The 24,260-nt window shown below is 70.5% G+C and carries 22 protein-coding genes and 1 riboswitch; of the genes, 8 read left to right on the top strand and 14 right to left on the bottom strand.

Features of this window, described 5'->3' with window-relative positions:
- Positions 1-173: 173 nt before the first annotated feature.
- Positions 174-1,640, bottom strand: a complete 1,467-nt coding sequence (locus PZB75_RS21970) for a PAS domain-containing sensor histidine kinase (RefSeq protein WP_275538813.1) — start codon at positions 1,638-1,640, stop codon at positions 174-176.
- Between the two features lie 389 nt (positions 1,641-2,029).
- Entirely contained in the window at positions 2,030-3,100 is a 1,071-nt protein-coding gene (locus tag PZB75_RS21965; RefSeq protein WP_275537011.1) for an SIS domain-containing protein, read from the bottom strand.
- Positions 3,101-3,311: 211 nt separating this feature from the next.
- On the opposite strand from PZB75_RS21965, the gene nagB reads away from it, so the two are divergent.
- Positions 3,312-4,097, top strand: coding sequence for a glucosamine-6-phosphate deaminase (gene nagB, locus PZB75_RS21960; RefSeq protein WP_275537010.1), 786 nt, complete (start codon positions 3,312-3,314; stop codon positions 4,095-4,097).
- Between the two features lie 203 nt (positions 4,098-4,300).
- Here the strand turns inward: nagB and PZB75_RS21955 are convergent, their stop codons facing one another.
- From PZB75_RS21955 to PZB75_RS21940, 4 genes are all read right to left on the bottom strand, one after another.
- Positions 4,301-5,824 carry a glycoside hydrolase family 3 protein gene (locus PZB75_RS21955; RefSeq protein ID WP_275537009.1) on the bottom strand — a complete coding sequence of 508 codons (1,524 nt, stop codon included), beginning with the start codon at positions 5,822-5,824 and terminating at the stop codon, positions 4,301-4,303.
- A 10-nt stretch (positions 5,825-5,834) separates the two neighbouring features.
- Positions 5,835-6,665: a carbohydrate ABC transporter permease gene (locus tag PZB75_RS21950; protein ID WP_275537008.1), complete on the bottom strand. Its 831-nt coding sequence runs from the start codon at positions 6,663-6,665 to the stop codon at positions 5,835-5,837.
- Positions 6,662-7,642, bottom strand: coding sequence for a sugar ABC transporter permease (locus PZB75_RS21945; RefSeq protein WP_275537007.1), 981 nt, complete (start codon positions 7,640-7,642; stop codon positions 6,662-6,664). The genes PZB75_RS21950 and PZB75_RS21945 overlap by 4 nt, the downstream gene beginning before the upstream one ends.
- Positions 7,643-7,733: 91 nt before the next feature.
- Positions 7,734-9,020, bottom strand: a complete 1,287-nt coding sequence (locus tag PZB75_RS21940; RefSeq protein WP_275537006.1) for an extracellular solute-binding protein — start codon at positions 9,018-9,020, stop codon at positions 7,734-7,736.
- Between the two features lie 282 nt (positions 9,021-9,302).
- On the opposite strand from PZB75_RS21940, the gene PZB75_RS21935 reads away from it, so the two are divergent.
- The 5 genes from PZB75_RS21935 to PZB75_RS21915 all read left to right on the top strand — a co-directional run bounded on the left by PZB75_RS21935 (position 9,303) and on the right by PZB75_RS21915 (position 16,135).
- On the top strand, positions 9,303-10,067 hold the full coding sequence (locus PZB75_RS21935; RefSeq protein WP_275538812.1) for a GntR family transcriptional regulator: 765 nt from the start codon (positions 9,303-9,305) through the stop codon (positions 10,065-10,067).
- A gap of 305 nt (positions 10,068-10,372) precedes the next feature.
- Complete coding sequence (locus PZB75_RS21930; protein WP_275537005.1) at positions 10,373-10,639, top strand: DUF3311 domain-containing protein; 267 nt, start codon at positions 10,373-10,375, stop codon at positions 10,637-10,639.
- On the top strand, positions 10,636-12,270 hold the full coding sequence (locus tag PZB75_RS21925; protein WP_275537004.1) for a sodium:solute symporter family protein: 1,635 nt from the start codon (positions 10,636-10,638) through the stop codon (positions 12,268-12,270). Before PZB75_RS21930 ends, PZB75_RS21925 begins: the two co-directional genes overlap by 4 nt.
- Before the next feature lie 141 nt (positions 12,271-12,411).
- Positions 12,412-12,554, top strand: a riboswitch (cobalamin riboswitch).
- A gap of 144 nt (positions 12,555-12,698) precedes the next feature.
- Positions 12,699-15,110 (top strand): ribonucleoside-diphosphate reductase subunit alpha, encoded by a 2,412-nt coding sequence (locus PZB75_RS21920; protein WP_275538811.1) that lies wholly within the window; start codon positions 12,699-12,701, stop codon positions 15,108-15,110.
- Positions 15,110-16,135, top strand: coding sequence for a ribonucleotide-diphosphate reductase subunit beta (locus tag PZB75_RS21915; protein WP_275537003.1), 1,026 nt, complete (start codon positions 15,110-15,112; stop codon positions 16,133-16,135). The genes PZB75_RS21920 and PZB75_RS21915 overlap by 1 nt, the downstream gene beginning before the upstream one ends.
- Here the strand turns inward: PZB75_RS21915 and PZB75_RS21910 are convergent.
- The gene (locus tag PZB75_RS21910) at positions 16,087-16,344 is read right to left on the bottom strand and encodes a hypothetical protein (RefSeq protein WP_275537002.1); all 258 of its coding nucleotides are present in this window, start codon (positions 16,342-16,344) and stop codon (positions 16,087-16,089) included. The two genes, PZB75_RS21915 and PZB75_RS21910, sit on opposite strands and share 49 nt — an antisense overlap.
- An 82-nt stretch (positions 16,345-16,426) precedes the next feature.
- Here PZB75_RS21910 and PZB75_RS21905 point away from each other — a divergent pair, with 82 nt between their 5' ends.
- Positions 16,427-17,425: a helix-turn-helix domain-containing protein gene (locus PZB75_RS21905; protein WP_275537001.1), complete on the top strand. Its 999-nt coding sequence runs from the start codon at positions 16,427-16,429 to the stop codon at positions 17,423-17,425.
- Between the two features lie 9 nt (positions 17,426-17,434).
- On the opposite strand, the gene def is transcribed toward PZB75_RS21905, so the two are convergent.
- The 7 genes from def to PZB75_RS21870 form a co-directional block, all read right to left on the bottom strand.
- Complete coding sequence (def, locus tag PZB75_RS21900) at positions 17,435-18,073, bottom strand: peptide deformylase (protein ID WP_275537000.1); 639 nt, start codon at positions 18,071-18,073, stop codon at positions 17,435-17,437.
- 83 nt (positions 18,074-18,156) lie between these two features.
- The gene (locus PZB75_RS21895; RefSeq protein ID WP_275536999.1) at positions 18,157-19,149 is read right to left on the bottom strand and encodes a hypothetical protein; all 993 of its coding nucleotides are present in this window, start codon (positions 19,147-19,149) and stop codon (positions 18,157-18,159) included.
- A 91-nt stretch (positions 19,150-19,240) separates the two neighbouring features.
- Positions 19,241-19,486, bottom strand: a complete 246-nt coding sequence (locus tag PZB75_RS21890) for a hypothetical protein (RefSeq protein WP_275536998.1) — start codon at positions 19,484-19,486, stop codon at positions 19,241-19,243.
- A 952-nt stretch (positions 19,487-20,438) separates the two neighbouring features.
- Positions 20,439-20,765 carry a mycothiol system anti-sigma-R factor gene (gene rsrA / locus PZB75_RS21885; protein ID WP_275536997.1) on the bottom strand — a complete coding sequence of 109 codons (327 nt, stop codon included), beginning with the start codon at positions 20,763-20,765 and terminating at the stop codon, positions 20,439-20,441.
- Positions 20,762-21,418 carry a sigma-70 family RNA polymerase sigma factor gene (locus tag PZB75_RS21880; protein WP_275536996.1) on the bottom strand — a complete coding sequence of 219 codons (657 nt, stop codon included), beginning with the start codon at positions 21,416-21,418 and terminating at the stop codon, positions 20,762-20,764. The genes rsrA and PZB75_RS21880 overlap by 4 nt, the downstream gene beginning before the upstream one ends.
- A gap of 522 nt (positions 21,419-21,940) precedes the next feature.
- Entirely contained in the window at positions 21,941-22,555 is a 615-nt protein-coding gene (locus tag PZB75_RS21875; protein ID WP_275538810.1) for an alpha/beta family hydrolase, read from the bottom strand.
- A 109-nt stretch (positions 22,556-22,664) separates the two neighbouring features.
- Complete coding sequence (locus PZB75_RS21870) at positions 22,665-23,480, bottom strand: SOS response-associated peptidase (RefSeq protein ID WP_275536995.1); 816 nt, start codon at positions 23,478-23,480, stop codon at positions 22,665-22,667.
- 53 nt (positions 23,481-23,533) lie between these two features.
- Between PZB75_RS21870 and PZB75_RS21865 the strand changes: the two genes are divergently transcribed.
- The gene (locus PZB75_RS21865) at positions 23,534-24,247 is read left to right on the top strand and encodes a M50 family metallopeptidase (protein ID WP_275536994.1); all 714 of its coding nucleotides are present in this window, start codon (positions 23,534-23,536) and stop codon (positions 24,245-24,247) included.
- The last annotated feature ends 13 nt before the right edge of the window (positions 24,248-24,260 follow it).

Below are 24,260 nucleotides of genomic sequence, written 5' to 3'. Positions count from 1 at the left end.
GGCGCGTACGGAGTGTACGCACAACCCCGCCTTCGAGTCGCAGCGCGCAGTACCCCCGAAGCGCATCGCAACGTGAACACGCGGCGAGCCCGGACCGTCACCACGGTCCGGGCTCGCCGTCGTTCACGACCACACCCTCCGCGCTCCCCCGCGCCCGGACGCCGTGACGAGGACTACTTCACCGTGCGGACCGGGACGTCGAGCACCACCCGGGTGCCGCGCTCCGGTGCCGGAACCATGCCGAACGTCCCGCCCAGCTCACCCTCGACCAGGGTGCGGACGATCTGGAGCCCCAGATTGCCGGCGCGCTGCGGGTCGAAGCCCTCGGGCAGACCGCGCCCGTCGTCCTGAACGGTGATCAGCAGCCGTCCGTCGGTGCGCGAACCGCCGCGAACCGCCGAGACCTCGACCGTGCCCCGCTCGGCCACGGTGAAGGCGTGCTCCAGGGCGTTCTGCAGAACCTCCGTGAGCACCATCGCGAGCGGAGTGGCCACTTCCGCGTCCAGGATGCCGAACCGGCCGGTACGGCGGCAGACGACCTTGCCCGGTGAGATCTCGGCGACCATCGCGATGACCCGGTCGGCGATCTCGTCGAACTCGACCCGCTCGTCCAGATTCTGGGACAGCGTCTCATGGACGATCGCGATCGAACCGACGCGGCGTACCGCCTCGTTGAGCGCTTCGCGCCCCTGCTCGGAATCCATTCGCCGGGCCTGGAGACGCAACAGGGCCGCCACCGTCTGGAGGTTGTTCTTCACCCGGTGGTGGATCTCCCGGATGGTGGCGTCCTTGGTGATCAACTCCCGCTCCCGGCGACGGAGTTCGGTCACGTCACGGAGCAGGACCAGGGAGCCGATGCGCACGCCCTTCGGTTTGAGCGGGATCGCCCGGAGCTGGATCACCCCGCTCGCGCACTCGACCTCGAACTCCCGGGGCGCGTAGCCGCTGGCGACCGTGACCAGCGCCTCGTCCACCGGGCCCCTGGACGGGGCGAGTTCGGCGGTGGTACGGCCCAGGTGGTGGCCGACCAGGTCGGAGGCGAGGCCGAGGCGGTGGTACGCGGAGAGGCCGTTGGGGCTGGCGTACTGGACGACCCCGTCGGCGTCGAGCCTGATCAGTCCGTCGCCGACCCGGGGCGACGCGTCCATGTCGACCTGCTGGCCCGGGAACGGGAACGATCCGGCGGCGATCATCTGCGCCAGGTCGGAGGCCGACTGGAGGTAGGTGAGCTCCAGCCGGGACGGCGTACGGACCGTCAGGAGGTTCGTGTTGCGGGCGATGACGCCGAGGACGCGCCCCTCGCGGCGTACGGGGATCGACTCGACCCGTACCGGCACCTCCTCGCGCCACTCCGGGTCGCCCTCGCGCACGATCCGGCCCTCGTCCAGCGCGGCGTCCAGCAGCGGCCTGCGGCCACGCGGGACCAGATGGCCGACCATGTCGTCCTGGTAGGAGGTGGGGCCGGTGTTGGGCCGCATCTGGGCGACGGACACATAGCGGGTGCCGTCGCGGGTGGGGACCCACAGGACGAGGTCGGCGAAGGACAGGTCGGAGAGCAGCTGCCACTCCGACACCAGCAGGTGCAGCCACTCCAGGTCGGTGTCACCGAGGGCTGTGTGCTGGCGTACGAGGTCGTTCATGGAGGGCACAGGTGCGAGCGTACCCGTGGGCACCGGCATGGACACCGACAGGCACCGGACGGGGCGCCGGAGCCGGGCCCGCGGAGCGAGAAGGGCGGACGGGCCCGGAAAGTGCCGTCCCCACGGTGGACACGGGTGAATGGTCTAGTCCACAATGCTGAGGACACGAACTTCCGCTCTCCCCGCACAGGAGAGCGGATCGAGGCACCCCGCGCTCTCTGCCCTGACTGCGCCGGTGCCTCTCCTGGCCGGGGGCACCGCACACCGCCGGCCGCACGACTCCGGGCCGCGGCGCCGGACGGGCTGAGGGTCCCGTCCCGCGCCGCGGCCCGTGGGTTCTTCCGGGGCCGCCCCGCGAGAAGACGCGGGCAACGGCCCTCCTGGGTGTCTCAGCTGGTCTCGGTGACCTTGGCGAGAGCGCGGGGCGCGTCCGGGTCCTGGCCGCGGGCGATCGTCACCTCGTACGCCAGCAGTTGCAGCGGCAGGATCTCCAGCACCGGCTGCACCTCCTCCGCGACTCCCCCGGTGGGCAGCACGAAGCCCGCCGACGCCGCCTCCACCTGCGCCTTCGGGCCGACCACGAACAGATCCGCGCCACGGCCGCGCAGCCGGTCCAGGACGGGTTGCAGCGCCTCGCCGCCCCGCCCGTCGGTGACCACCGCGATCACCGGGGAGATGTTGTCGACCATGGCGAGCGGTCCGTGCAGCAGATCGGCGCCGGAGTAGGACAGCGCCGGGATGTAGCTGGTCTCCATGAGCTTCAGCGCCGCCTCCTTGGCCGTGGGATAGCCGTAGCCGCGCGAGGTGATGACCATGCGCTCGGCGAAGCGGTAGCGGGCCGCCAGGCCCCGCACCTCCTCCTGGCGGGCCAGTACCCGCTCCGCCAGATCGGGCAGCACGGCCGCCGCGGCCCCGTCGCCGCCCGCCATGCCCTCGACGAAGAGGTAGAGCGCCAGCAGTGAGGCGGTGTACGTCTTGGTGGCCGGGAGGGCCTTCTCCGGGCCCGCCAGGATGTCGATGTGGTACTCGGAGACCGCCGCGAGCGCCGAGTCCGGGTTGTTCGTGACCGCCAGGGTGATCGCTCCCGCCTGGCGGGCCGCCCGGGTCGACGCCACCACGTCGGGCGAGCCGCCGGACTGGCTGACGACGACGACCAGCACGTCCTCCAGCCGGGGCCGCGCCCCGTACGCCGTGGTGGTGGACATCGAGGTCAGCCCGCAGGGCAGGCCGAGCCGCACCTCCAGCAGGTACTTCGCGTAGAGCGCGGCGTTGTCGGACGAGCCACGGGCGGTCAGGAGCACGAACCGCGGCTTCCGTGCGGCGATCTCCTCGGCCACGGCCCGGATGACGGGCGTCCCGCGCTGGAGGACGCGTCGCAGCATCGCGGGCTGCTCGGCCATCTCGGCGGACATGACGCGTCCGGGCCGCTCGCTCTCGTCGGCCGGAAAGGTGGCGGACATGGGGCCTCCCATGGGGTGTCTCGGCGTACGTCCCGGAGCCTCGTTTCCTCAGTCGAACACGGCCTGCCGGGGGCTCGCCAGCGGGGCGGCACCCGGTGGGCCCCCGGCCGGGGACGGCCACCGGCCACCGGCGCGATACCCGGTTCTGCTAGATTGGGAGTTTGATTGGTCTATACCACATGATCCCACTTCTCAGATCGGCAGGCCCAGCGTGGAAGTTGTCATCGTCCCGGACGCCAAGGCAGGCGGCGAACTCATCGCGGAGGCCATCGGCGCCCTGCTGAGCCGCAAGCCCGACGCCCTTCTCGGCGTTGCCACCGGATCTACCCCGCTGCCCATCTACCAGGCGCTGGCGGCGAAGGTCCGCTCCGGCGCCGTGGACGCCTCGCGCGCCCGCATCTGCCAGCTCGACGAGTACGTCGGGCTGCCCGTCGGCCACCCGGAGTCGTACCGCTCCGTGGTGCTGCGCGAGGTCGTCGAACCGCTCGGTCTGTCCGAGGCGTCCTTCATGGGCCCCGACGGTTCCGCGGAGGATGTCCAGGCCGCCTGTGAGGTGTACGACAAGGCGCTCGCCGAGGCCGGCGGGGTGGACCTCCAGCTGCTCGGCATCGGCACCGACGGGCACATCGGGTTCAACGAGCCGTGCTCCTCGCTCGCCTCCCGCACCCGGATCAAGACGCTCACCGATCAGACCCGCGTCGACAACGCGCGCTTCTTCGACAACGACATCGACCAGGTGCCGCACCACGTCATCACCCAGGGCATCGGCACCATCCTGGAGTCCCGCCACCCGATCCTGCTGGCGACCGGCGAGGGCAAGGCGGACGCCGTGGCGCAGACGGTCGAGGGGCCGGTCGCCTCGGTCGTACCGGCGTCGGCGCTCCAGCTCCACCCGCACGCCACGGTCGTGGTCGACGAGGCCGCCGCGTCGAAGCTGAAGCTCGCGGACTACTTCCGCGCCACCTTCGCCGCCAAGCCCGCCTGGCAGGGCCTGTAGCGGCGCGACGGGCCCTGTCCCAGGCGGACGGGGCCCGGCCTCCGGCGCGTACGGCCACATCGGCCGCGGCACGCCGGACACCACGGTACGGACACAGCGCGACGGCCGGGACGCGCCCGATGAGGGGCGCGTCCCGGCCGTTGCGTCTTCCCGCCTCCGGTCCCGGCACGCGGCCGGGACCGGGGGCAGGGTGGTGCGTGGCGTCAGACGCCGGTGATGACCTCCGCCGCGGCGCGACCGCAGACGCGGGCGGCGCCGTGGGTCACGATGTACAGCGCGCCCCTCGGCTCCGACTGCGGGACGCCCATCTCGACCACGACGGTGTCGGGGCGCTCCGCCAGCAGGGCGTCGAGCGCGTCGGTCATCCAGGAGTGCCGGTGGGCGTCCCTGACGACCGCGACGATCCGGCGGTCGCCCGCCGCGCGCAGCACCTCGGCCGCGGGGGCCTCGGTGTCGCTGCCGTACATGACTCCCTCGGTGCCCGGCAGCAGCGCGGTCAGCTCGGCGGCGACACCCCAGGGGGTCTCGTCGCCGACCGCGATGTTCGGGACCGGGGTGAACGCGGCGACATAGGCCGGGCCGGTCAGCCGGTCGGCGGTGCCGGTGACGGTCACGGCGCGGCGCGCGGCCACCAGACCGATGTCGGAGCTGATGACGGTGCCGGGCGCGGTCCCCTCCTGCACTGCCGCGCCCGGCCCCGTGACAGCCCCCCTGGCCCCCTGCGCCCAGGACGCGAGGGCCCGTACCCGGGCGGCGGCGTCGGCCAGCCGCTCCTCGGGCAGTTCACCGCTGCGTACCGCCGCCACCAGGGCGTCGCGCAGCCGCAGTACGGTCCCCTCGTCCTCCAGGCCGCCGCCGACGCAGAGCGCGTCGGCGCCCGCGGCGATGGCGAGGACGGAACCGTGCTCGATGCCGTACGTCGACGAGATGGCCTGCATCTCGACGGCGTCGGTGACGATCAGCCCCTGGTAGCCCAGCTCCTCGCGCAGCAGACCGGTGAGGATCTGCGGGCTGAGGGTCGCGGGGCGGTCCGGGTCGAGGGCGGGCAGCAGGATGTGCGCGCTCATCATGGCCTTGGAACCCGCCGCGATGGCGGCCCGGAAGGGCACCAGCTCGCGGGCGTGCAGGGTTTCGAGGTCGACGTCGATGCGGGGCATCGCGTGGTGCGAGTCGACCGCGGTGTCGCCGTGCCCGGGGAAGTGCTTGGTGCAGGCGGCGACGCCGGAGGCCTGGAGGCCCTCGATGTACGCGGCGGTGTGCCGGGCGACGAGCTGGGTGTCCGCGCCGAACGACCGTACGCCGATGACCGGGTTGCCCGGGTCGGAGTTCACGTCGGCGGTGGGTGCCCAGTCGAAGTTGACGCCGCACTCGGCGAGCCTGCGGCCCAGCTCCTGCGCGACGGCGCGGGTCAGGTCCACGTCGTCGACGGAGCCCAGGGCGAGGTTGCCGGGGAACGACGACCCCTGGCGGACCTCCAGGCGGGTGACGTCGCCGCTCTCCTCGTCGATCGCGATGAGTACGTCGTCGCGCTCGGCCCGGATCTGGGCGGTGAGCGCGGCGAGCTGCTCGGGCGTCCGGACGTTGCGGCCGAACAGTCCGACGGAGGCGAGGCCCTCGCCGACTCTGCGCAGCAGCCAGTCGGGCGCGGTGGTGCCGGTGAACCCGGGCTGCAGGACGGCGAGTGCGTCGCGCGTCACGGTGTCCGTGGTGGAGACAAGGGTGGTCATAGGAACCGTGCTATCCCTTCACTGCACCGTCGGTCAGGCCGCTGACGGCCTTCCGCTGCAGGAAGACGAAGAGGATCAGGATCGGGATCGCGAAGAGCGTGGAGGCCGCCATCGTGGCGCCCCAGTCGCTGCCGAACTGCGTCTGGAACTGCGACAGCCACAGCGGCAGGGTCTGGAAGGCGGGGTCCTTGTTCAGTACCAGTACCAGCGGGAACTCGTTCCACGCGGTGATGAAACCGAACATCGAGGTCGACATCAGGCCGGGTGCCAGCAGCGGCAGGATGACCTTCACGAACGCCTGGCGGCGCGTGCAGCCGTCGACCATGGCCGACTCCTCCAGCTCCTTGGGCACCGCGGCGACGAATCCGCGCAGGGTGAGGAGCGTGAGGGGCAGCACCATGATCGTGTAGAAGCAGGTCAGCGGGATCAGGCTGTTGAGCATGTCCGCGTCGCGCACCAGCAGGTAGATCGCGATGACCATGACTTCCCAGGGCGCCATCTGGGCGAGCATGAAGCCGATGATGAAGCCGCGGCGGCCCTTGAAACGCATCCGGGCCAGGGCGAACGAGCCGGCGAGCGCGAGGACCAGGGAGAACACCACCGCGAGGATGGTGACCGTGAGCGAGTTGCGGACCAGCGTCCAGAAGTTCTCGGCGTTGATCGCGGTCTTGAAGTGCTCGAACGTGACGTCGGTCGGGAACCAGACCGGGTTGTCCGTGATGATGTCGCCGGTCGGCTTGAAGGCCGTGGCGAACATCCAGTAGACGGGGAAGACGAAGGCGATGACGAGCACGACGGCCGTCGCGTTGGGCCAGATACGGCCGAGCGGAGAGCGCTTCACAGCTCGTCCTCCTCTTGCTTGACAGTGATCCGGAGGTGGTACGCGGTGAGGCCGAGGATGATCACGATGGTGAGCATCGCGATCGCCGAGCCCATGCCGAAGTGCTGGTTGCCCATGCCTTCGATGAACGCGTAGACCGGAAGGATCTCGGTGAGCCGGTTCGGGCCACCGGCGTTGATCGCGTAGACCTGCACGAACGCCTTGAACACCCAGATGACTTCGAGGAACGTGGTCGCGTAGAGGAAGGGCCTCAGGAACGGCATGGTGACCGAGGTGAAGCTCTTCCAGACCCCGGCGCCGTCGAGCGAGGCGGCCTCGTACAGTTCCTTGGGGATGGTCGTCGTGGCGGCGTACAGGTTGAGCGCGACGAACGGGATCGACTGCCAGACGATCAGCACCGTGATCACGAAGAAGGTGGAGAACTGGCCGCCGACCCAGTTGTAGTCGGCCATGGAGTGGAAGCCGATCGCGTCCAGCATCCAGTTGACGACACCGAATCGCGAGGCGAAGAGCCACTGGTAGACGGTGGTCGCCGCGATGACGGGCATGGCCCAGGCGAGCACGATGCCGATCATCAGGGTGATCCGCATCCGCTTGCCGAGGCGGGCGAGCAGCAGACCGACCAGTGTCCCGAGGACCATGATCAGGACGACGTTGGTCCCGGCGAAGGCGATGGACCGGCCGGTGACCCGCCAGAAGTCCGAACCGCCGAGGACGTCCTTGTAGTTCTCGATGCCGTTCCACTCGGTGACATGCTGGATCAGCTGTCCCATGTTGAGGTTCTGGAACGACAACAGGGTGTTCTTGACCAACGGCCAGCCGAGGAACACCAGGGTCGCGGCCACCGGAGGCGCCAGCAGCAGATAGGGCGCGAGCGCCGTCTTTCTGCTTCTGCCCCCAGGCCCGCCCGGTCCGCCGCCGGACCTCTTTTCCACCTCTGCCGGCCCGGAGGGTGGCCGTTCGGTCTGCACGGTCATGCTCGCCATCTCTTCCTTGGCACCATGGGACACACAAATCGGCTGTCGGGGGATGGGCTCCTGGTGGAGCCCATCCCCCGACAGCACACCCTTACTGCTTCTGCGCGAGGCGCTTGTTGAGCTCGCCCTCGACCTGCTTGGCGGCATCGGCAGGCGACTTACCCTGCAGCACCAGCGTCATGTAGGTCTTGATCGGGTTCGGCGGGTTCTCGACCGGGGCCCACTCGGCGATCAGCGGGGTGGTGCCACCGGACTTGATGGCTGCCGGACCGGCGGCCTCCGCGGCGGGCTGACCCACGGCGTACTTCTGCATGGCCTCGGACTTCGGGGTCCAGCCGGCTTCCTTGACGAGCGCGCCGTCGTTCGCCTCGGAGAGCGCGATCTTCAGGAACTCCTTGGCCAGGTCCTGCTTCTTGCTGCCCGCGGCCACGGCGAAGTTGGAGCCGCCGAGGAAGACGCCCTCGGGCTTGTCGGCGGTCTCACCGGGGATGGTGAAGAAGCCGATGTCGTCCTTGATCTTCGGGTTGGCCTTGATGGCGGTGCCGGCCTCGTAGCCCATCGCGATGATCGCGCCGGTCTTGCCGTTGGCGAAGACGTCGGCCTGCTGCGGGGTGGCCTCGTCCTTGTCCTTGGGCGCCTTGGAGTAGGACTGGTACTGCTTGTAGACGTCCATGGCCGCGGCGACCTTCGGGTCGGCCATGTTGGAGACGTACTTGTCGCCTTCCTTCTTGACCGGCTCGACACCCTGACCGACGAGCAGACCGTCGAAGAAGTACCAGTTCTGGCCGGGCAGGTAGATCGGCTCGGCGTCGCCCTTGGCCTTGATGGCGTCGAACGCCTTGAAGAGCTCGGCGCGGGTCTTCGGCGTCTCGGTGATGCCGGCGTCCTTGAAGACCTTCTTGTTGTACATGACGACGCGGTTGCCGAAGTACCACGGAAGGGCGTACTGCTTGCCGTCGAAGACGGAGGGGGCGTTGATCGCGTCGGGCCAGGCGCCGCCGATCTCCTTCTTGAGGTCACCGAGCTCCGCGAGACCGCCGGTCTTCGCGTACGCCGGGGTCTGCGTGTTGCCGATCTCCAGGACGTCCGGCGGGTTGGACTCGGAGAGGGCCGTGGTGACCTTCTGCTGAATGCCGTTCCACGCCTGGACTTCGATCTTCAGCTTGGCCTGGGTCTTCTTCTCGAACTCCTCGGTGACCGTCTTGGTCCAGCCGTCGGGGTTCGAGCCGGACATCGTCCAGACGGTCAGGGTCTGCCCCTTGAAACCGTCCGCGCCCGCCTTCTTGCCTCCGTCGTCGTCAGACGAGGAACCACCACACGCGGCAATGCTGACCATCATGCCCGCGACGCCGATCGCCGCGATGAGCTTGCGCTTCACGCCAGACCCTCCTCAGGGTGCTTACAACCCCCGCCCACCGCGAAGACATCCGACGAAGTACTGCTGGGGCTGGGACCTGGTCTTTAATGGTTTAGACCAGTACCGGGAGCTTGGCCTAGACCTTTAGGGGTGTCAAGGGTGTATAAGAAGTGCACTCGCGTCCGTTATAGGACCGACACCTGAGGGAGGGCGACGAGCCGTGACCGGACCGTGCCACCATGTGAGCCGCGACAGACGGAGGAGCCGGTGACGGCAGCAACGCAGCAGTCGGGAAGGCGGGCCATGGGCGCCGACGGGGGTACGACGGAGAGCGAATCGGGCGCCGGGACACGCACCGCGCGGGTCCCGAAGTACTACCGCCTCAAGCGGCACCTCCTCGACATGACGGGCACCATGCCGCCCGGTACGCCCGTACCACCGGAGCGAACCCTGGCGGCCGAGTTCGACACCTCACGCACCACGGTGCGGCAGGCGCTCCAGGAGCTGGTCGTCGAGGGCCGGCTGGAGCGCATCCAGGGCAAGGGCACCTTCGTCGCCAAGCCGAAGGTCTCGCAGGCCCTGCAGCTGACCTCGTACACGGAGGACATGCGTGCCCAGGGGCTGGAACCGACTTCTCAGCTGCTGGACATCGGATACGTGACGGCGGACGACTCCCTGGCCGAGCTGCTGGACATCACCACGGGCGGCCGGGTGCTGCGCATCGAGCGTCTGCGGCTGGCCAGCGGGGAGCCGATGGCCATCGAGACCACCCATCTCTCCGCCAAGCGCTTTCCGGCGCTGCGGCGGTCGCTGGTGAAGTACACCTCCCTCTACACGGCGCTGGCCGAGGTGTACGACGTGCGGCTCGCCGAGGCCGAGGAGACCATCGAGACCTCGCTCGCCACCCCGCGCGAGGCCGGACTGCTCGGTACGGACGTGGGCCTGCCGATGCTGATGCTGTCCCGGCACTCGATCGACGGGCAGGGCGAACCCGTGGAGTGGGTGCGCTCGGTCTACCGGGGCGACCGGTACAAGTTCGTGGCGCGCCTCAAGCGCCCGGTCGACTGACCCCGTTCGGGGGGCTGTTGACCAACTTTTGACCCTCCGTCGGTCGCTCGCCGAAGGACGCCGGACGGACGTCGGCGCACCTCCGGCCGGCCGTCGGAGGGCCGCTGTACGGCTCGTACGAGCCAAATGCCCCATGTGCCCCCGGCGTCTCCCCGACGCCGGGGGCACACGCGTTCTCCACGGCCCCCTCCGGAACCCGGCGCCGGAGGACGGCGATTCGGAGAAGGGGGTGACGCCGCCCGAACTCCTCACCTAGATTTCGTGCCCGTCGCATCAGGTGATCAGCGAGGGGACGGAGTCGCCGCATGTCGCAAGCGCCCATGGAAGACCCAGCAGAGCGGCCACCCACGGTCACGCCCTTACGCGTGGTGATCGCGCTCTGTCTCGTCGCGCCGTTCGTGGCGATGCTCTGGGTCGGCTCGTACGCGAAGGTCGACCCGGCCTTCATCGGCATCCCGTTCTTCTACTGGTACCAGATGCTCTGGGTGCTCGTCTCGACCGCGCTCACCATGACCGCGTACCGGTTGTGGCAGCGTGACCAGCGCGCCCGCGAGGGAGGTGCGTCCGCGTGAAGGACGGTGTGAACGGCGTCGCCCTGGGCGTCTTCGTCTTCTTCTTCCTGGCCGTCACCGTCGTCGGCTTCATGGCCGCGCGCTGGCGCAGGGCCGAGAACGGGGCCAGTCTCGACGAGTGGGGCCTCGGCGGCCGGTCGTTCGGGACCTGGGTCACCTGGTTCCTGCTCGGCGGCGACCTCTACACGGCGTACACCTTCGTCGCCGTCCCGGCGGCGATCTACGCGGCGGGCGCGGCCGGCTTCTTCGCCGTCCCGTACACCATCCTGGTGTACCCGCTGATCTTCACCTTCCTGCCCCGGCTCTGGTCGGTGTCGCACAAGCACGGGTACGTCACCACGTCGGACTTCGTCCGCGGACGCTTCGGCTCCAAGGGGCTCTCACTGGCCGTCGCCGTCACCGGCATCCTCGCCACGATGCCGTACATCGCGCTGCAACTGGTCGGCATCCAGGCGGTGCTCGACGTCATGGGCGTCGGCGGCGGCGAGAACACCCACTGGTTCGTCAAGGACCTGCCGCTGCTGATCGCGTTCGCGGTGCTCGCCGCGTACACCTACTCCTCGGGGCTGCGCGCACCCGCGCTGATCGCGTTCGTCAAGGACGGACTGATCTACATCGTCATCCTGGTGGCGATCATCTACATCCCGATCAGGCTCGGCGGCTTCGACGACATCTTCGCCAAGGCGGGCGAGGCGTTCGCGCGGAAGAATCCGGCGACCGGCGCCCCGCGCGGGGCGCTCGTCCCCGGCGAGGCCGGGCAGTGGGGGTACGCCACCCTGGCCCTGGGCTCCGCGCTCGCGCTGTTCATGTATCCGCACTCGATCACCGCGACGCTCTCCAGCCGCAGCCGTGACGTGATCCGCCGCAACACCACGATCCTGCCGCTGTACTCGCTGATGCTGGGGCTGCTCGCGCTGCTCGGCTTCATGGCGATCGCCGCGGGGATCAAGGTGGACAACGGACAGCTGGCGATCCCCCAGCTCTTCGAGAACATGTTCCCCGACTGGTTCGCGGGCGTGGCCTTCGCCGCGATCGGCATCGGCGCCCTGGTGCCCGCCGCGATCATGTCGATCGCCGCGGCGAACCTCTTCACCCGCAACATCTACAAGGACTTCCTGAAACCGGACGCGACCCCGGAGCAGGAGACCCGGGTCTCCAAGCTCGTATCGCTGCTGGTGAAGGTGGGCGCGCTGGTCTTCGTCCTGGGCATGGACAAGACGGTGGCGATCAACTTCCAGCTGCTGGGCGGGATCTGGATACTCCAGACGATGCCCGCCCTGGTCGGCGGCCTGTTCACCCGCTGGTTCCACCGCTGGGCGCTGCTCGCGGGCTGGGCGGTCGGCATGGCGTACGGCACACTCGCCGCGTACGGTGTCGCGAGCCCGACCCAGAAGCACTTCGGCGGATCGTCGAAGGAGATTCCCGGGCTGGGTGAGATCGGTTACATCGGGCTGACGGCCTTCGTGCTGAACGTCGTGGTGACGCTGGTCCTGACCCTCGTCCTGAACGCGGTCAAGGCACCGGCCGGCACCGACGAGACGTCCGCCGCCGACTACACCGCGGACGCGGGTGACCCCGGCGTCCAGGAGGTCCTTCCTCCGGCCACCGCGGGCGCCCCCGGCGGTCACTGACCCCGCCGGGCCACCGGACCCGCCGCACGGGCCCCAGCGGCCCGCGAAGGCGTGGCGGGAGCCCGTTCCCGTCCTCCCGCCGCCTCCCTCCTTGCCCGGCGTTCGAGTGACCGCGACACAACATGTGGGGGCCGCTTCATGGAGCGGCCCCCACATGTATGCTCGTGCTCGCTGTCGTCGTAGGGGAATCCGGTGCGAATCCGGAACTGTCCCGCAACGGTGTGATCGGTGTGCTTTCGCGCACCCGTGAAGTCCGAGGACCTGCCGTCAGCGCATCCGGCTCGACCGAACCGGATTGCCGATACGTCCGGGCCTCGCGGAGGGCCGGTGGACGCCGTACGGAGTGCTGCCCGTCCCGGGCACCCCCCTGCCGGCCCCCGCCTCCCCACCGCGGCCCCGAGCCGAGCGAGGGAGAGCACCACGTGACCATCGCGCCAGCCGATCCGGCTTCAGTCGCGGAGATCCAGACCGACGGACCTGAGGGCGACGGGCCCGGAACCGTACTGCTGCGGCTCCTGACCGACCTCACCGCCGACCTTCCGGACACCGACCCCGGCCGCGTCGCCGCCGCCGCGCTGCGGGGCCGCAGCGCCCGGTCGGACGCGGCGGAGCTGCGCGGTCTGGCCACCGAGGCCGCCGCCGGTCTGATCTCCGAGGACCCGGCCTACTCCCGGCTCGCCGCCCGCCTCCTGTCCCGCAGCATCGCGGACGAGGCGGCCGGTCAGGGTGCGGTCTCGTTCTCCGCCTCGGTCGCCGTCGGTCACCGCGAGGGTCTGATCGGGGACCGTACGGCCGAGTTCGCCGCCTTCCACGCGGACGCCCTGGACGCCCTGGTCGGGCAGGCGCTCGCCGAGGGCGCGGACGACCGGTTCGGTTACTTCGGGCTGCGGACGCTGCACAGCCGCTACCTGCTGCGTCACCCGCTCACCCGTCAGGTCATCGAGACCCCGCAGCACTTCATGCTGCGCGTGGCCTCCGGGCTCGCCGAGGAGGCCACGCTCGACTCGGCCGCGGGGACCCGGGCGCTGGACGAGGTCGCCGCGCTGTACCGGCTGATGAGCCGGCTCGACTACCTGCCGTCCTCGCCGACGCTGTTCAACTCCGGGACCCGGCACCCGCAGATGTCGTCCTGCTATCTGCTGGACTCGCCGCTGGACGAGCTGGACTCGATCTACGACCGCTACCACCAGGTGGCCCGGCTCTCCAAGCACGCGGGCGGTATCGGTCTCTCGTACTCCCGCGTCCGCGCCCGCGGTTCGCTGATCCGGGGCACCAACGGGCACTCCAACGGCATCGTGCCGTTCCTCAAGACCCTCGACGCCTCGGTCGCCGCGGTCAACCAGGGCGGCCGGCGCAAGGGCGCCGCCGCCGTCTACCTGGAGACCTGGCACGCGGACATCGAGGAGTTCCTCGAACTGCGCGACAACACGGGCGAGGACCAGCGGCGCACGCACAACCTGAACCTGGCGCACTGGATTCCGGACGAGTTCATGCGCCGGGTCGACGCGGACGGCACCTGGTCGCTGTTCTCGCCCGCCGACGTGCCCGAGCTGGTCGACCTGTGGGGCGACGCGTTCGACGCCGCGTACCGGGCCGCCGAGGCCAAGGGGCTGGCCCGCAGGACGATCCCGGCCCGCGAGCTGTACGGCCGCATGATGCGCACCCTCGCGCAGACCGGACAGGGCTGGATGACGTTCAAGGACGCGTCCAACCGGACCGCGAACCAGACGGCCGAACCGGGCCGCGTGGTGCACTCGTCCAACCTCTGCACCGAGATCCTGGAGGTGACGGACGACGGCGAGACGGCCGTCTGCAACCTCGGTTCGGTCAACCTCGGCGCGTTCGTGGCGGACGGGACGATCGACTGGGAGCGGCTGGACGCCACCGTGCGTACCGCCGTGACCTTCCTCGACCGGGTCGTCGACATCAACTTCTACCCGACCGAGCAGGCCGGCCGGTCCAACTCCCGCTGGCGGCCGGTGGGTCTGGGCGCAATGGGCCTCCAGGACGTCTTCTTCCAGCTGCGGATGCCGTTCGACTCCCCCGAGGCGCGGGCGCTCTCCGCCCGGATCGCCGAGCGGATCATGCTCGCCGCGTACGAGGCGTCCTGCGACCTCGCCGAGCGGTCCGGACCGCTGCCCGCCTGGTCCGAGACCCGGGCCGCCCGTGGTGTGCTGCACCCCGACCACTACGACACCGAGCTGAACTGGCCGGAGCGGTGGACCGCGCTGCGGGCCCGGATCGCGACGACCGGGATGCGCAACTCGCTGCTGCTGGCCATCGCCCCGACCGCGACGATCGCCTCGATCGCCGGTGTGTACGAGTGCATCGAGCCGCAGGTCTCCAACCTCTTCAAGCGCGAGACGCTCAGCGGTGAGTTCCTCCAGGTCAACGCCTACCTGGTGAACGACCTGAAGCGGCTCGGCGTGTGGGACGCCCGCACCCGTGAGGCGCTGCGCGAGGCCAGCGGCTCGGTCCAGGGCTTCTCCTGGATTCCCGAGGAGATCCGGACCCTGTACCGCACGGCGTGGGAGATCCCGCAGCGCGGACTGATCGACATGGCGGCGGACCGCACGCCGTTCCTCGACCAGAGCCAGTCGCTGAACCTGTTCCTGGAGACGCCGACCATCGGAAAGCTCTCCTCGATGTACGCGTACGCCTGGAAGCGCGGGCTGAAGACGACGTACTACCTGCGGTCGCGTCCGGCGACGCGGATCGCCCGCGCGGCGTCCGGTCAGGCGCCGGCCGCCGCCACCGTCCCCGTACAAGCCGCGGTCGCCGATCCCGAGGCGATCGCCTGCTCCCTGGAAAACCCCGAGTCCTGCGAGGCCTGCCAGTAATGACCACCACACCGGAGAAGACCCAGAAGAACCTGCTCGACCCGGGCTTCGAACTGACCCTGCGTCCGATGCGCTACCCGGACTTCTACGAGCGCTACCGCAACGCGATCAAGAACAACTGGACGGTGGAGGAGGTCGACCTCCACTCGGACGTCGCGGACCTCGCCAAGCTGACGCCCGAAGAGCAGCACATGATCGGCCGGCTGATCGCGTTCTTCGCGACCGGTGACTCGATCGTCTCGAACAACCTCGTGCTGACGCTGTACAAGCACATCAACTCCCCCGAGGCGCGGCTGTACCTGTCGCGGCAGCTGTTCGAGGAGGCCGTGCACGTCCAGTTCTATCTGACGCTGCTCGACACCTATCTGCCCGACCCGGACGACCGCGCCGCGGCCTTCGACGCGGTGGAGAACATCCCGTCCATCAAGGAGAAGGCGCAGTTCTGCTTCCGCTGGATGGACTCGGTCGAGAAGATGGACCGGCTGGAGACGAAGGCCGACCGGCGCCGCTTCCTGCTGAACCTGATCTGCTTCGCGGCGTGCATCGAGGGGCTGTTCTTCTACGGGGCGTTCGCGTACGTCTACTGGTTCCGTTCGCGCGGTCTGCTGCACGGTCTCGCCACGGGCACCAACTGGGTGTTCCGTGACGAGACGATGCACATGTCGTTCGCGTTCGACGTGGTGGACACCGTCCGCAAGGAGGACCCGGAGCTGTTCGACGACGCCCTCCAGCAGCAGGTCACGGACATGCTGAAGGAGGCCGTGGAGGCGGAGCTGCAGTTCGGCCGCGATCTGTGCGGCGACGGGCTGCCCGGGATGAACACCGAGTCGATGCGCGAGTACCTGGAGTGCGTCGCCGACCAGCGGCTCGCCCGGCTCGGCTTCCCGACGGTGTACGGCTCGCAGAACCCGTTCTCGTTCATGGAGCTCCAGGGCGTGCAGGAGCTGACGAACTTCTTCGAGCGCCGCCCGTCCGCCTACCAGGTCGCGGTGGAGGGCTCGGTCGGCTTCGACGACGACTTCTGAGCCCGGCCGGTCACCGATGTCCTGACCGGAGCACGACGGACCACCGGGCGCGCGTCACTCGCCGCGCCCGGTGGTCCGTCGTCGCGTCCCTGTTCGGCGCGGCGCAGCGCGCGGTCGACGCGGAGGTCCCGTGCGGCGCCGATCAGGGCGGGCAGGGCGACCAGAGCGAAAAGCGCGAGTATGCCCAGGTAGTTCAGGAATGTGGTCATGCCGTCAACTCTCGTCGTCGGCGGCGAATTCGGGCAGTGGCAGGACTGTCATCAACCATCGAATTACTGCCACACTGTCCGGATGCTGAACAATGTGGCCGTCCTGCTGCTCGGCGAGGTCCATCCCTTCGAACTGGGTGTGCTGTGCGAGGTGTTCGGCCTCGACCGCAGTGGCGAGGGACTGCCGGTGCACGACTTCGCGGTGGTCTCCGGTGACGGCCCGGTGCTGTCCACCCACGCCGGGTTCTCGGTGTCCACGCCGTACGGGCTCGACCGGCTGGAGGAGGCCGACCTGATCGCCGTTCCGGCCGGCGGCGCCTTCAGGGACCGGGAGTACCCCGAGGAGGTGCTGGACGCGTTGCGCGCGGCGGTGGAGCGCGGGGCCCGGGTGCTCAGCGTGTGCACCGGCGCCTTCATGCTGGGCGCCGCGGGCCTGCTGGACGGCCGCCGCTGCACCACCCACTGGTCCCACGCGGCCGAGCTGGCCCGTCGCTTCCCCGGGGCCACCGTCGAGCCCGATGTGCTGTACGTGGACGACGGGCCGGTCATCACGTCGGCGGGCACCGCGGCCGGGATCGACGCCTGTCTGCATCTGCTCCGCCGGGCGCACGGCCCGGACGTCGCCAACTCCGTCGCCCGCCGCATGGTGGTGCCGCCGCACCGGGACGGCGGCCAGGCGCAGTACATCGAGCGCCCGCTGCCCCGGACCCGCTGCGACACGGTCGGCGGGACCCTGGCCTGGATGGAACGCCATCTCGACCGCGAGATGACCGTCGAACAGCTGGCGGACCGGGCGCACATGTCACCGCGCACCTTCGCGCGCCGCTTCCAGCAGGAGACCGGCACCACCCCGTACCGCTGGCTGCTGCGCCAGCGGGTGCTGCTGGCCCAGCACCTGCTGGAGACCTCGGACGAGACGGTGGACGCCGTGGCGGACCGGACCGGCTTCGGGACCGCGGCGGCGCTGCGTCATCAGTTCGTACGGGCGCTGGGCACCACGCCGAACGCGTACCGTCGCGCCTTCCGCGGTCCGGCCGAGCCGGTGACGGGTGGCGGCGCCACCACCCTGTCCACCAGGTGAGACGGATGCTCAGTCGTTGGGCACGGTCTCGTAGCGCGGCGTGTTCTCCTCCATCTGCCGCAGCGCGTCCTTGCGCTCCCGCTTCGAGAGCCGGTCGATGTAGAGGTAGCCGTAGAGGTGGTCCGTCTCGTGCTGGAGGCAGCGCGCGAAGTAGCCGTTGCCCCGGACCTTGACCGGGTTGCCCTTGGCGTCCTGGCCGCGCACCACGGCGCGGTCGGGGCGGGCCAGCGCGGCGTAGGCGGTCGGGACGGAGAGGCAGCCCTCGTTGGAGTCGTCGAGGTGACGCTCCTCGGGGGCCAGCTCCTCCAGCACCGGGTTGCAGATCGCGCCCACGTGCCGGACCCCGTCGTCGTCCGGGCAGTCGTAGACGAACACCTTCAGGTCCACGCCGATCTGGTTGGCGGCCAGGCCCACGCCCTCCGCCGTCCGCTGGCTGGCGAACATGTCGTCGATCAGCCGCGCCAGCTCGTCGTCGAACGAGGTGACGGTCCTGCACTCCTTGTGCAGCACCGGATTGCCCACGACCGTGATCGGGCGGGACGTGCCGCGCTCGCGATGTGCCGTCTCGCGCGCCTCACAGTCCTCGGTGTCCACGAGAAATCCCTCGTCGTCGACGCTGATCTGCTCGTCCGTCTCCTGCTGCGCCATGTCCGCCGTACGCCTTCCTGCAAAACCCTGAGAACCATGTGGACCGCACCGGAATCGGTGCGCGTACAGCCTACGGGCACCTGTCAGCAGACTTCTTCGAGATCGCGCCACTCCCGGCTGTCGGGGCTGTCCGCGACCCAGCCGTCCAGCAGCCCGCGCACCAGGCCCGGCGGCGCCGCCAGTCCGCACTCCCGCTCGGGCACCCACAGCTCACCGGCGGTGCGGTGGCCCAGCGGACCGGGGTGACCGGGTTCGCTGTGATCGTGCGGGTCCAGGTGCTCGCCGTCGCCCTCGTCGCTCTCCATGCTGCTCTCCGAACAGGACCGGCACAGCAGCCGCACCGAGGACGACCAGTCCTCGGCGGCGAATCCGGCGTCGGACGCCAGCTGCTCCAGGGCGTCGCGGTCCTCCTCGGTCGCGGCCTCCAGGAGCACCACCCAGGTGGGTACGGGCGACGGCGCCCACAGCTCGATCTCGTCGAAGACCGGGTAGGACGGGCCGGCCGCGGTGACCCGCTCGCCGTTCGGCACACCGTCGTGCAGGACGACCTCGCCCCAGCGCCTGCCCGAGGACGGCAGCGGGATCGACAGCACCTCGATCCTGGCCGGATCGAGTCTGCGGCCCCAGACGACCTCGGCCTCGCCCTCGGGCGACAGCCGCACGGCCGCGCTGCCGAGGTCCATGCCGACCGGCTCGGTGCGGGCCGACGCGGGGTGCTGCCCGGTGCCGGGCACGCTGAGCCCGTACGCCTGCCAGGCCCGCCGGGCGAGCGGCCAGTCCTGGAGCGCGGTGGCGGCGATCCCGACGTTCCACCAGTCGGGGGCGCCGGACTCCTTGCCGAGCAGGGCGACCGCCCTGAGGCCCGCGGCTCTCGCCTGTTCCCAGTCGTGCCGGAACTTGTGCAGCAGCGCGAGGTTGAACCAGGACTCGGAGAGCCAGGGTTCCAGGTCCGCCGCTCTGGTCAGCAGTGCTCCCGCGTCCTCGTACCGGCCGTCGCCGATCAGCGTGAACGCGCGGTCCGTGGCCTGCCGCCAAGAGGCGGAGGGCCGATGCCGTACCTTCCCGAAGATCCTCACGATTCCCGCCTGTCCCGACTGGACACCCTCGTTCCACGCCTACTTTCGCATCCAACCATGCCCGGCCGGACGCCCGCTCATTACCCATGGGTTACCCAGGCGGGACAGGGGTCAGACCGCCCCGCGCCAGGACTCTGGCGAGCGATTCCACGACCTCCGGCTGATGGTCTCGGCCGGTGCCGAGCCGTAGTCGCTCCAGTGCTGCCGACGACCCGCCGACACCTTCCCCGCAGAGGCCGTCGTATGCGTTGGCCGTCCGCACGACCCGGGCGGAGAGCGGCTGCTCATGGCACGGATCGGCCTGCCGCTCCACCACGACGGCGACGGCCGGTGTCACTCCGGTCCGCCGGTGCCACTCCGGTCCGCCGGACCACGGCCCCGCCGGGGAGCGCGATCCGGCGTTGTTCGGCCTCCGGCAGGGCCGGGCCGCTGCCGCGTGCCACGTGGGGCACACAGGCGACGAGCTGCACCCGCGACGAGGACGGCGACCACTGAGGGACGCCGTGGGTGCTGGGTTCGCCGCCGCTGCCGCCCAGCGGCGCGTACGCGAGTGCCCCGGCGGTGCCGAGGGGGGGTGGTTCTCGCTGGCCGGGGACGGACGAGCGTGCGGGCAGTTGTTCGGAAAACTGTTCGGGTGGCTGCGTGGACGGCCGTTGGCCCGGGAGTTCCCGCCCTGGGAGCGGTGCGGTGCCCGGCTCCGGGTCCTGTTCGGGGCACGAGGTGACGACCGGGCGGCCGGGAATTTCGCAGACCGGACAGACCGCCGTGAGGAGCGCGAACGCGGTTCGGGGCAGATCGTCGCCGGGGTGCGGCGCGGGCAGTGCGCACAGGACGAGCGCATCCGGCGACGGTCAGGATGTGGACGCGCGCCGCTCCACCAGGGAGTACGGGACAACCCTTGACTGGTTGGGCGGGCGCCGGAGGGGCGGAGGGCGGACGTTTCCGATTAGCACGTTCGGGTGAGGCGGGAGTGAACGCGGGCAGGGGGCGTGCCCGCGATGTCGCGGGGGCGGGGCGCTGTGTCGTGGCGGGGTGGGGTGGGGCCCCTCCGGGGTGTCTCCTCGGGCCGGGCGTGGCACCCCGGTTCGTGAGTGGGGCCCGGTTGTACGCCCGACCCTGCGGGGACCCCCCTGCACGGCCCCACCCCGGCCGGTTCGGCGGCTTCCGGCCGGGGGTGGGAGCTATGCGTGACCCCACTCGGCCGGTCGGCGGCTGCGAACACGCCTCCTGCCCGTACGACGTGGTCGTACGTCGCTTGTGGCGATCGGCGGCGCCCGTGGCGCCGGACGCTACTCCTTGGCGGAGGTCGGTACGTCGGCCTCGGCGACGGTGACCGTGACGTCGTGGTCGGGCACCGCCTGACCCGACCGGATCAGATCGATCCGGCTCATCACCTTGGACCGCAGATCGGCCGGTACGTCGTCATGACCGCAGCAACGCTTCACCAGCTTCTTGACGGCCTTCTCCAGGCCGTACTTCTCCAGGCACGGTGAGCACTCCTCGAAGTGCACCTGGAACTTGGTGCTGTCGCCCTCGGGCATCTCATGGTCGAGGAACTCGTAGAGATGATCGAGAACCTCTGAGCAATCCGTCTCGTGCGGCTCTCCGCAGCTCATGAGGCCGAGCCTTTCCTATCGTCCGACTCTCCGACGCCGGCGGGGACGAGTCCGCGGTCGCGGGCGTAGTCCTCCAGCATGCCGCGCAGCTGGCGGCGGCCCCGGTGCAGTCGGGACATCACCGTACCGATGGGTGTCCCCATGATGTCCGCGATCTCCTTGTAGGCAAAGCCCTCCACATCGGCGAGATACACCGCGATGCGGAACTCCTCGGGGATCGCCTGGAGCGCGGACTTCACGTCGGAGTCCGGCAGGTGGTCGAGGGCCTGGGACTCGGCGGAGCGCAGACCGGTCGACATGTGCGACTCGGCGCGTGCCAGCTGCCAGTCCTCGATCTCCTCGGCGGCACTGCGCTGAGGTTCACGCTGCTTCTTGCGGTACGAGTTGATGAAGGTGTTGGTGAGGATGCGGTACATCCACGCCTTGAGGTTGGTGCCCTCACGGAACTGGTGGAAGGAGCCGTACGCCTTGGCGTACGTCTCCTGGACCAGGTCCTCGGCATCGGCCGGGTTGCGCGTCATGCGCAGCGCGGCCGAGTACATCTGGTCGAGGAATCCGAGGGCGTCCCGCTCGAAGCGCGCGTTGCGCTCGGCGGTCGTCTCCTCCGCGCGGCCGTCGTCGGTCCCTGTGTCGGTCCCAGTGACCGGACCCACCTCCTCCAACGATGTGGCGGAGCCGAAACCGGACCCGCTCGAATCGGAGAATAGTCGACCTTGGTCCGGCGCGGGCTGTCGATCCGGTCCGATCGAGGCCCTGACGGAAGTGGTCCTGGCCGTGGGCAGCACCGTCCACTCCAGGTCAGTGGCGTTCGAGCGACTCGGGCAGATGGTCGAACCCATGCGACGGACTCCCTCTCCACATACGCGTTCCGTACCGATGCCACCGACAACAGTGGTCCCGCGCTCAACATTCCCGGGGCCCTGGACGGGGCCGGATCGGCGGGGCTCGTGGGCCGGGGTGGGTATGTGCCGGGCGAGTCGACGCCGGTCAGGACCAGGGCGCGGTGGGGCCTGCGGGCGGCGCCGGGTCGGCCGGACGTGCGGGGCGGGGTGGCGGAGCTCGCAGTTCCGGCACCGGGCCGGTGGGGGCGAGACGGCGGAGACCTCGGGCGGCGCCGGGACGGAGCGGCCGGGTGGTCGGGGCGGCAGGACCCGGACCGGACCCCGTGCCGCCCGTCAGCCCAGCCGGTCCAGCCAGACGGCGACCGCGTCCGTGAGCGTCTCCATCGCCCGGGTCTCCGTGGTCCCCGCCCGCTTCGGAACGGCGAAACCGTGATCGCCGTGCGCCACCTCGACCAGCTCGTACGCCCCCTCGGGGAACTCGGCGGGCCGGCCGAAGGGATCGTTGCCGCCCTGGACGACCAGGGTGGGGACCCCTGCCCCCAGCAGTTCGTCCGCGCGGGACCTCTCGGGCCGGCCGGGCGGGTGCAGGGGGAAGCTCAGGGCCAGGACGGCGTGGGCGCCCAGTTCGGCGGCCGTCCGGCAGGCGACGCGGGCCCCCGCGCTGCGGCCGCCCGCGACCACCGGCAGCCCGCGTCCCGTCAGCGCGGGCCACAGTCCGCGCCACCCGGTGTCCAACGTCTTCGGGGCGGGCGCGACCTTCTTCCCGGCGACCCGCCAGGGCTGCTCCACCAGGGCGACGGTCACTCCGCGCGGGGGCAGCGCGGCGGCCAGGGCTCGGAGGTCGCGCGCCTCGATGCCGCCGCCGGCGCCATGGCCGACGGCGAGGACCAGCCGGGCGTCCCGGGCGGACAGCCAGGTGATCCGGGCCTGACCGGCGTCGGTGTGCACGGCCTCCTGGTGCGCGGGCTCGTGGCGTGCGGGCCGTTCGTGCGTGGGCTCGTCGTGCGGTGTCTCTTCGCGGGTCACACCGCCCATCCTGCCCGGAGCCCCGCGGAAGTCAGAAGAGCGTGCTCTCCTCCGGCGCGGCCAGCTCCGTCAGCAGTTCCGGCCCGTTGTTGCGGACGTTGCTCACGGCGGTGGGCACCGGGTAGGCCCGCATCAGGCCCGCGGGCGGCGGGGTGAGCAGCGCCCGCAGTTCCTCGACGTCGGTGCGCGAGGGGTCCAGCCAGGCGTCCCAGCGGTCCGGGGTCAGCATCAGCGGCATCCGGGGATGGATGTCGGCGAGCGTGGCCGGTCCCTCGGCCGGGGCCACGGCGAGCGGCGTGGTCTCCGCCTCGGTGGTGATCACGGAGCAGGTCGCCCACCAGGCCCGCGGATGGTCGGCCGGCAGGGTCCGGTCCCGCCAGAACTCGTACAGACCGGCCATCGCGAACACCGATCCGTCGGCGGGTGTCACGAAGTACGGCTGTTTACGCGGCCGCTTCCTGCGCCCCTCGACCTCCAGCTCGCGCTCCGCCGCCCCGGTGACCCACTCGTAGTACCCGTCCGCGGGCAGGACGCAGCGGTGCGAGACGAAGGGACGCCGGAAGGACGGCTTCTCGTGGACGGTCTCGGCGCGGGCGTTGATCATGCGGGCGGCGCCCTCCGGGGACTTCGCCCAGGACGGTACGAGTCCCCACTTCAGCACCCGTAGCTGGCGAACCGGTCGCCCGTCACCGGCGTCCTTCACAGGACGCTCCAGGACGGCGTGGACCTCCTTGGTCGGCGCCACGTTCCAGTCGGGCGCGAGGGTCTCCGCCGGTTCCCACTTCTCTATCCCGAAGATCCCGGTCAGATCCTCGGGCCGGCGACTCGCCGCATACCGTCCGCACATGAGTGCCAGACTGCCACGACCCACCACCCCGAAGGCAAGGAGCCGCCCGCACCATGGACAGCACCGAACTGGGCGATCTGTGGGATCGCCTCTGCGGCACCCAGCCCGCGCCCGAGCAGTGGATCGTGGTGGTCACGGCCGTCGCCGCGCTCCTCGCCGTCGCGCCGAACGTCATATGGCGGCTCTCCCGCAACGCCGTCACCATCGCCCATGAGGGCGGCCACGGACTGATCGCCCTGGTCAGCGGGCGGCGGCTGGACGGTATCCGGCTGCACTCCGACACCAGCGGTCTGACCGTGAGCCGTGGCAGGCCCACCGGAATCGGCATGGTCCTGACCGCTGCGGCCGGTTACACCGCGCCGTCCCTGCTGGGGCTCGGCGGCGCCTGGCTGCTGACGAACGGCCGGATCACGCTGTTGCTCTGGCTGGCGACCGTCCTGCTCGTGGCGATGCTGGTGATGATCCGGAACGCGTACGGGGCGCTGACGGTCGTCGCGACCGGCGCGCTCTTCCTGCTGGTGTCCTGGCTGACCTCGCCGGACGTGCAGTCGGGGTTCGGGTACGCCGTGGTGTGGTTCCTGCTGCTGGGCGGGGTGCGTCCGGTGTTCGAGCTCCAGTCGAAGCGGCGGCACGGGGGCGCGCCCGACTCGGACGCGGATCAGCTGGCCCGGCTCACCCACGCGCCGGCCGCGCTGTGGCTGTTCCTCTTCCACGCCGTCTCGCTCTGCTCGCTGATCGGCGGCGGACGCTGGCTGCTCGGTCTGTGAGGCGACGGGGCAC

It is taken from the genome of Streptomyces sp. AM 4-1-1 (genome assembly GCF_029167625.1).
GTDB lineage: Bacteria > Actinomycetota > Actinomycetes > Streptomycetales > Streptomycetaceae > Streptomyces.
This window is presented reverse-complemented; position numbering and strand designations above follow the sequence as displayed.

Coding starts and splice junctions, on each gene's coding strand:
- PZB75_RS21910 (WP_275537002.1), bottom strand. CDS start 16,344: ATGACCACATTCCTGAACTACCTGGGCATACTCGCGCTTTTCGCTCTG.
- PZB75_RS21945 (WP_275537007.1), bottom strand. CDS start 7,642: ATGACCGTGCAGACCGAACGGCCACCCTCCGGGCCGGCAGAGGTGGAA.
- PZB75_RS21865 (WP_275536994.1), top strand. CDS start 23,534: ATGGACAGCACCGAACTGGGCGATCTGTGGGATCGCCTCTGCGGCACC.
- PZB75_RS21970 (WP_275538813.1), bottom strand. CDS start 1,640: ATGAACGACCTCGTACGCCAGCACACAGCCCTCGGTGACACCGACCTG.
- PZB75_RS21915 (WP_275537003.1), top strand. CDS start 15,110: ATGACCACCACACCGGAGAAGACCCAGAAGAACCTGCTCGACCCGGGC.
- PZB75_RS21870 (WP_275536995.1), bottom strand. CDS start 23,480: ATGTGCGGACGGTATGCGGCGAGTCGCCGGCCCGAGGATCTGACCGGG.
- PZB75_RS21965 (WP_275537011.1), bottom strand. CDS start 3,100: ATGTCCGCCACCTTTCCGGCCGACGAGAGCGAGCGGCCCGGACGCGTC.
- PZB75_RS21935 (WP_275538812.1), top strand. CDS start 9,303: ATGGGCGCCGACGGGGGTACGACGGAGAGCGAATCGGGCGCCGGGACA.
- def (WP_275537000.1), bottom strand. CDS start 18,073: ATGGCGCAGCAGGAGACGGACGAGCAGATCAGCGTCGACGACGAGGGA.
- PZB75_RS21905 (WP_275537001.1), top strand. CDS start 16,427: ATGCTGAACAATGTGGCCGTCCTGCTGCTCGGCGAGGTCCATCCCTTC.
- PZB75_RS21955 (WP_275537009.1), bottom strand. CDS start 5,824: ATGACCACCCTTGTCTCCACCACGGACACCGTGACGCGCGACGCACTC.
- rsrA (WP_275536997.1), bottom strand. CDS start 20,765: ATGAGCTGCGGAGAGCCGCACGAGACGGATTGCTCAGAGGTTCTCGAT.
- PZB75_RS21930 (WP_275537005.1), top strand. CDS start 10,373: ATGTCGCAAGCGCCCATGGAAGACCCAGCAGAGCGGCCACCCACGGTC.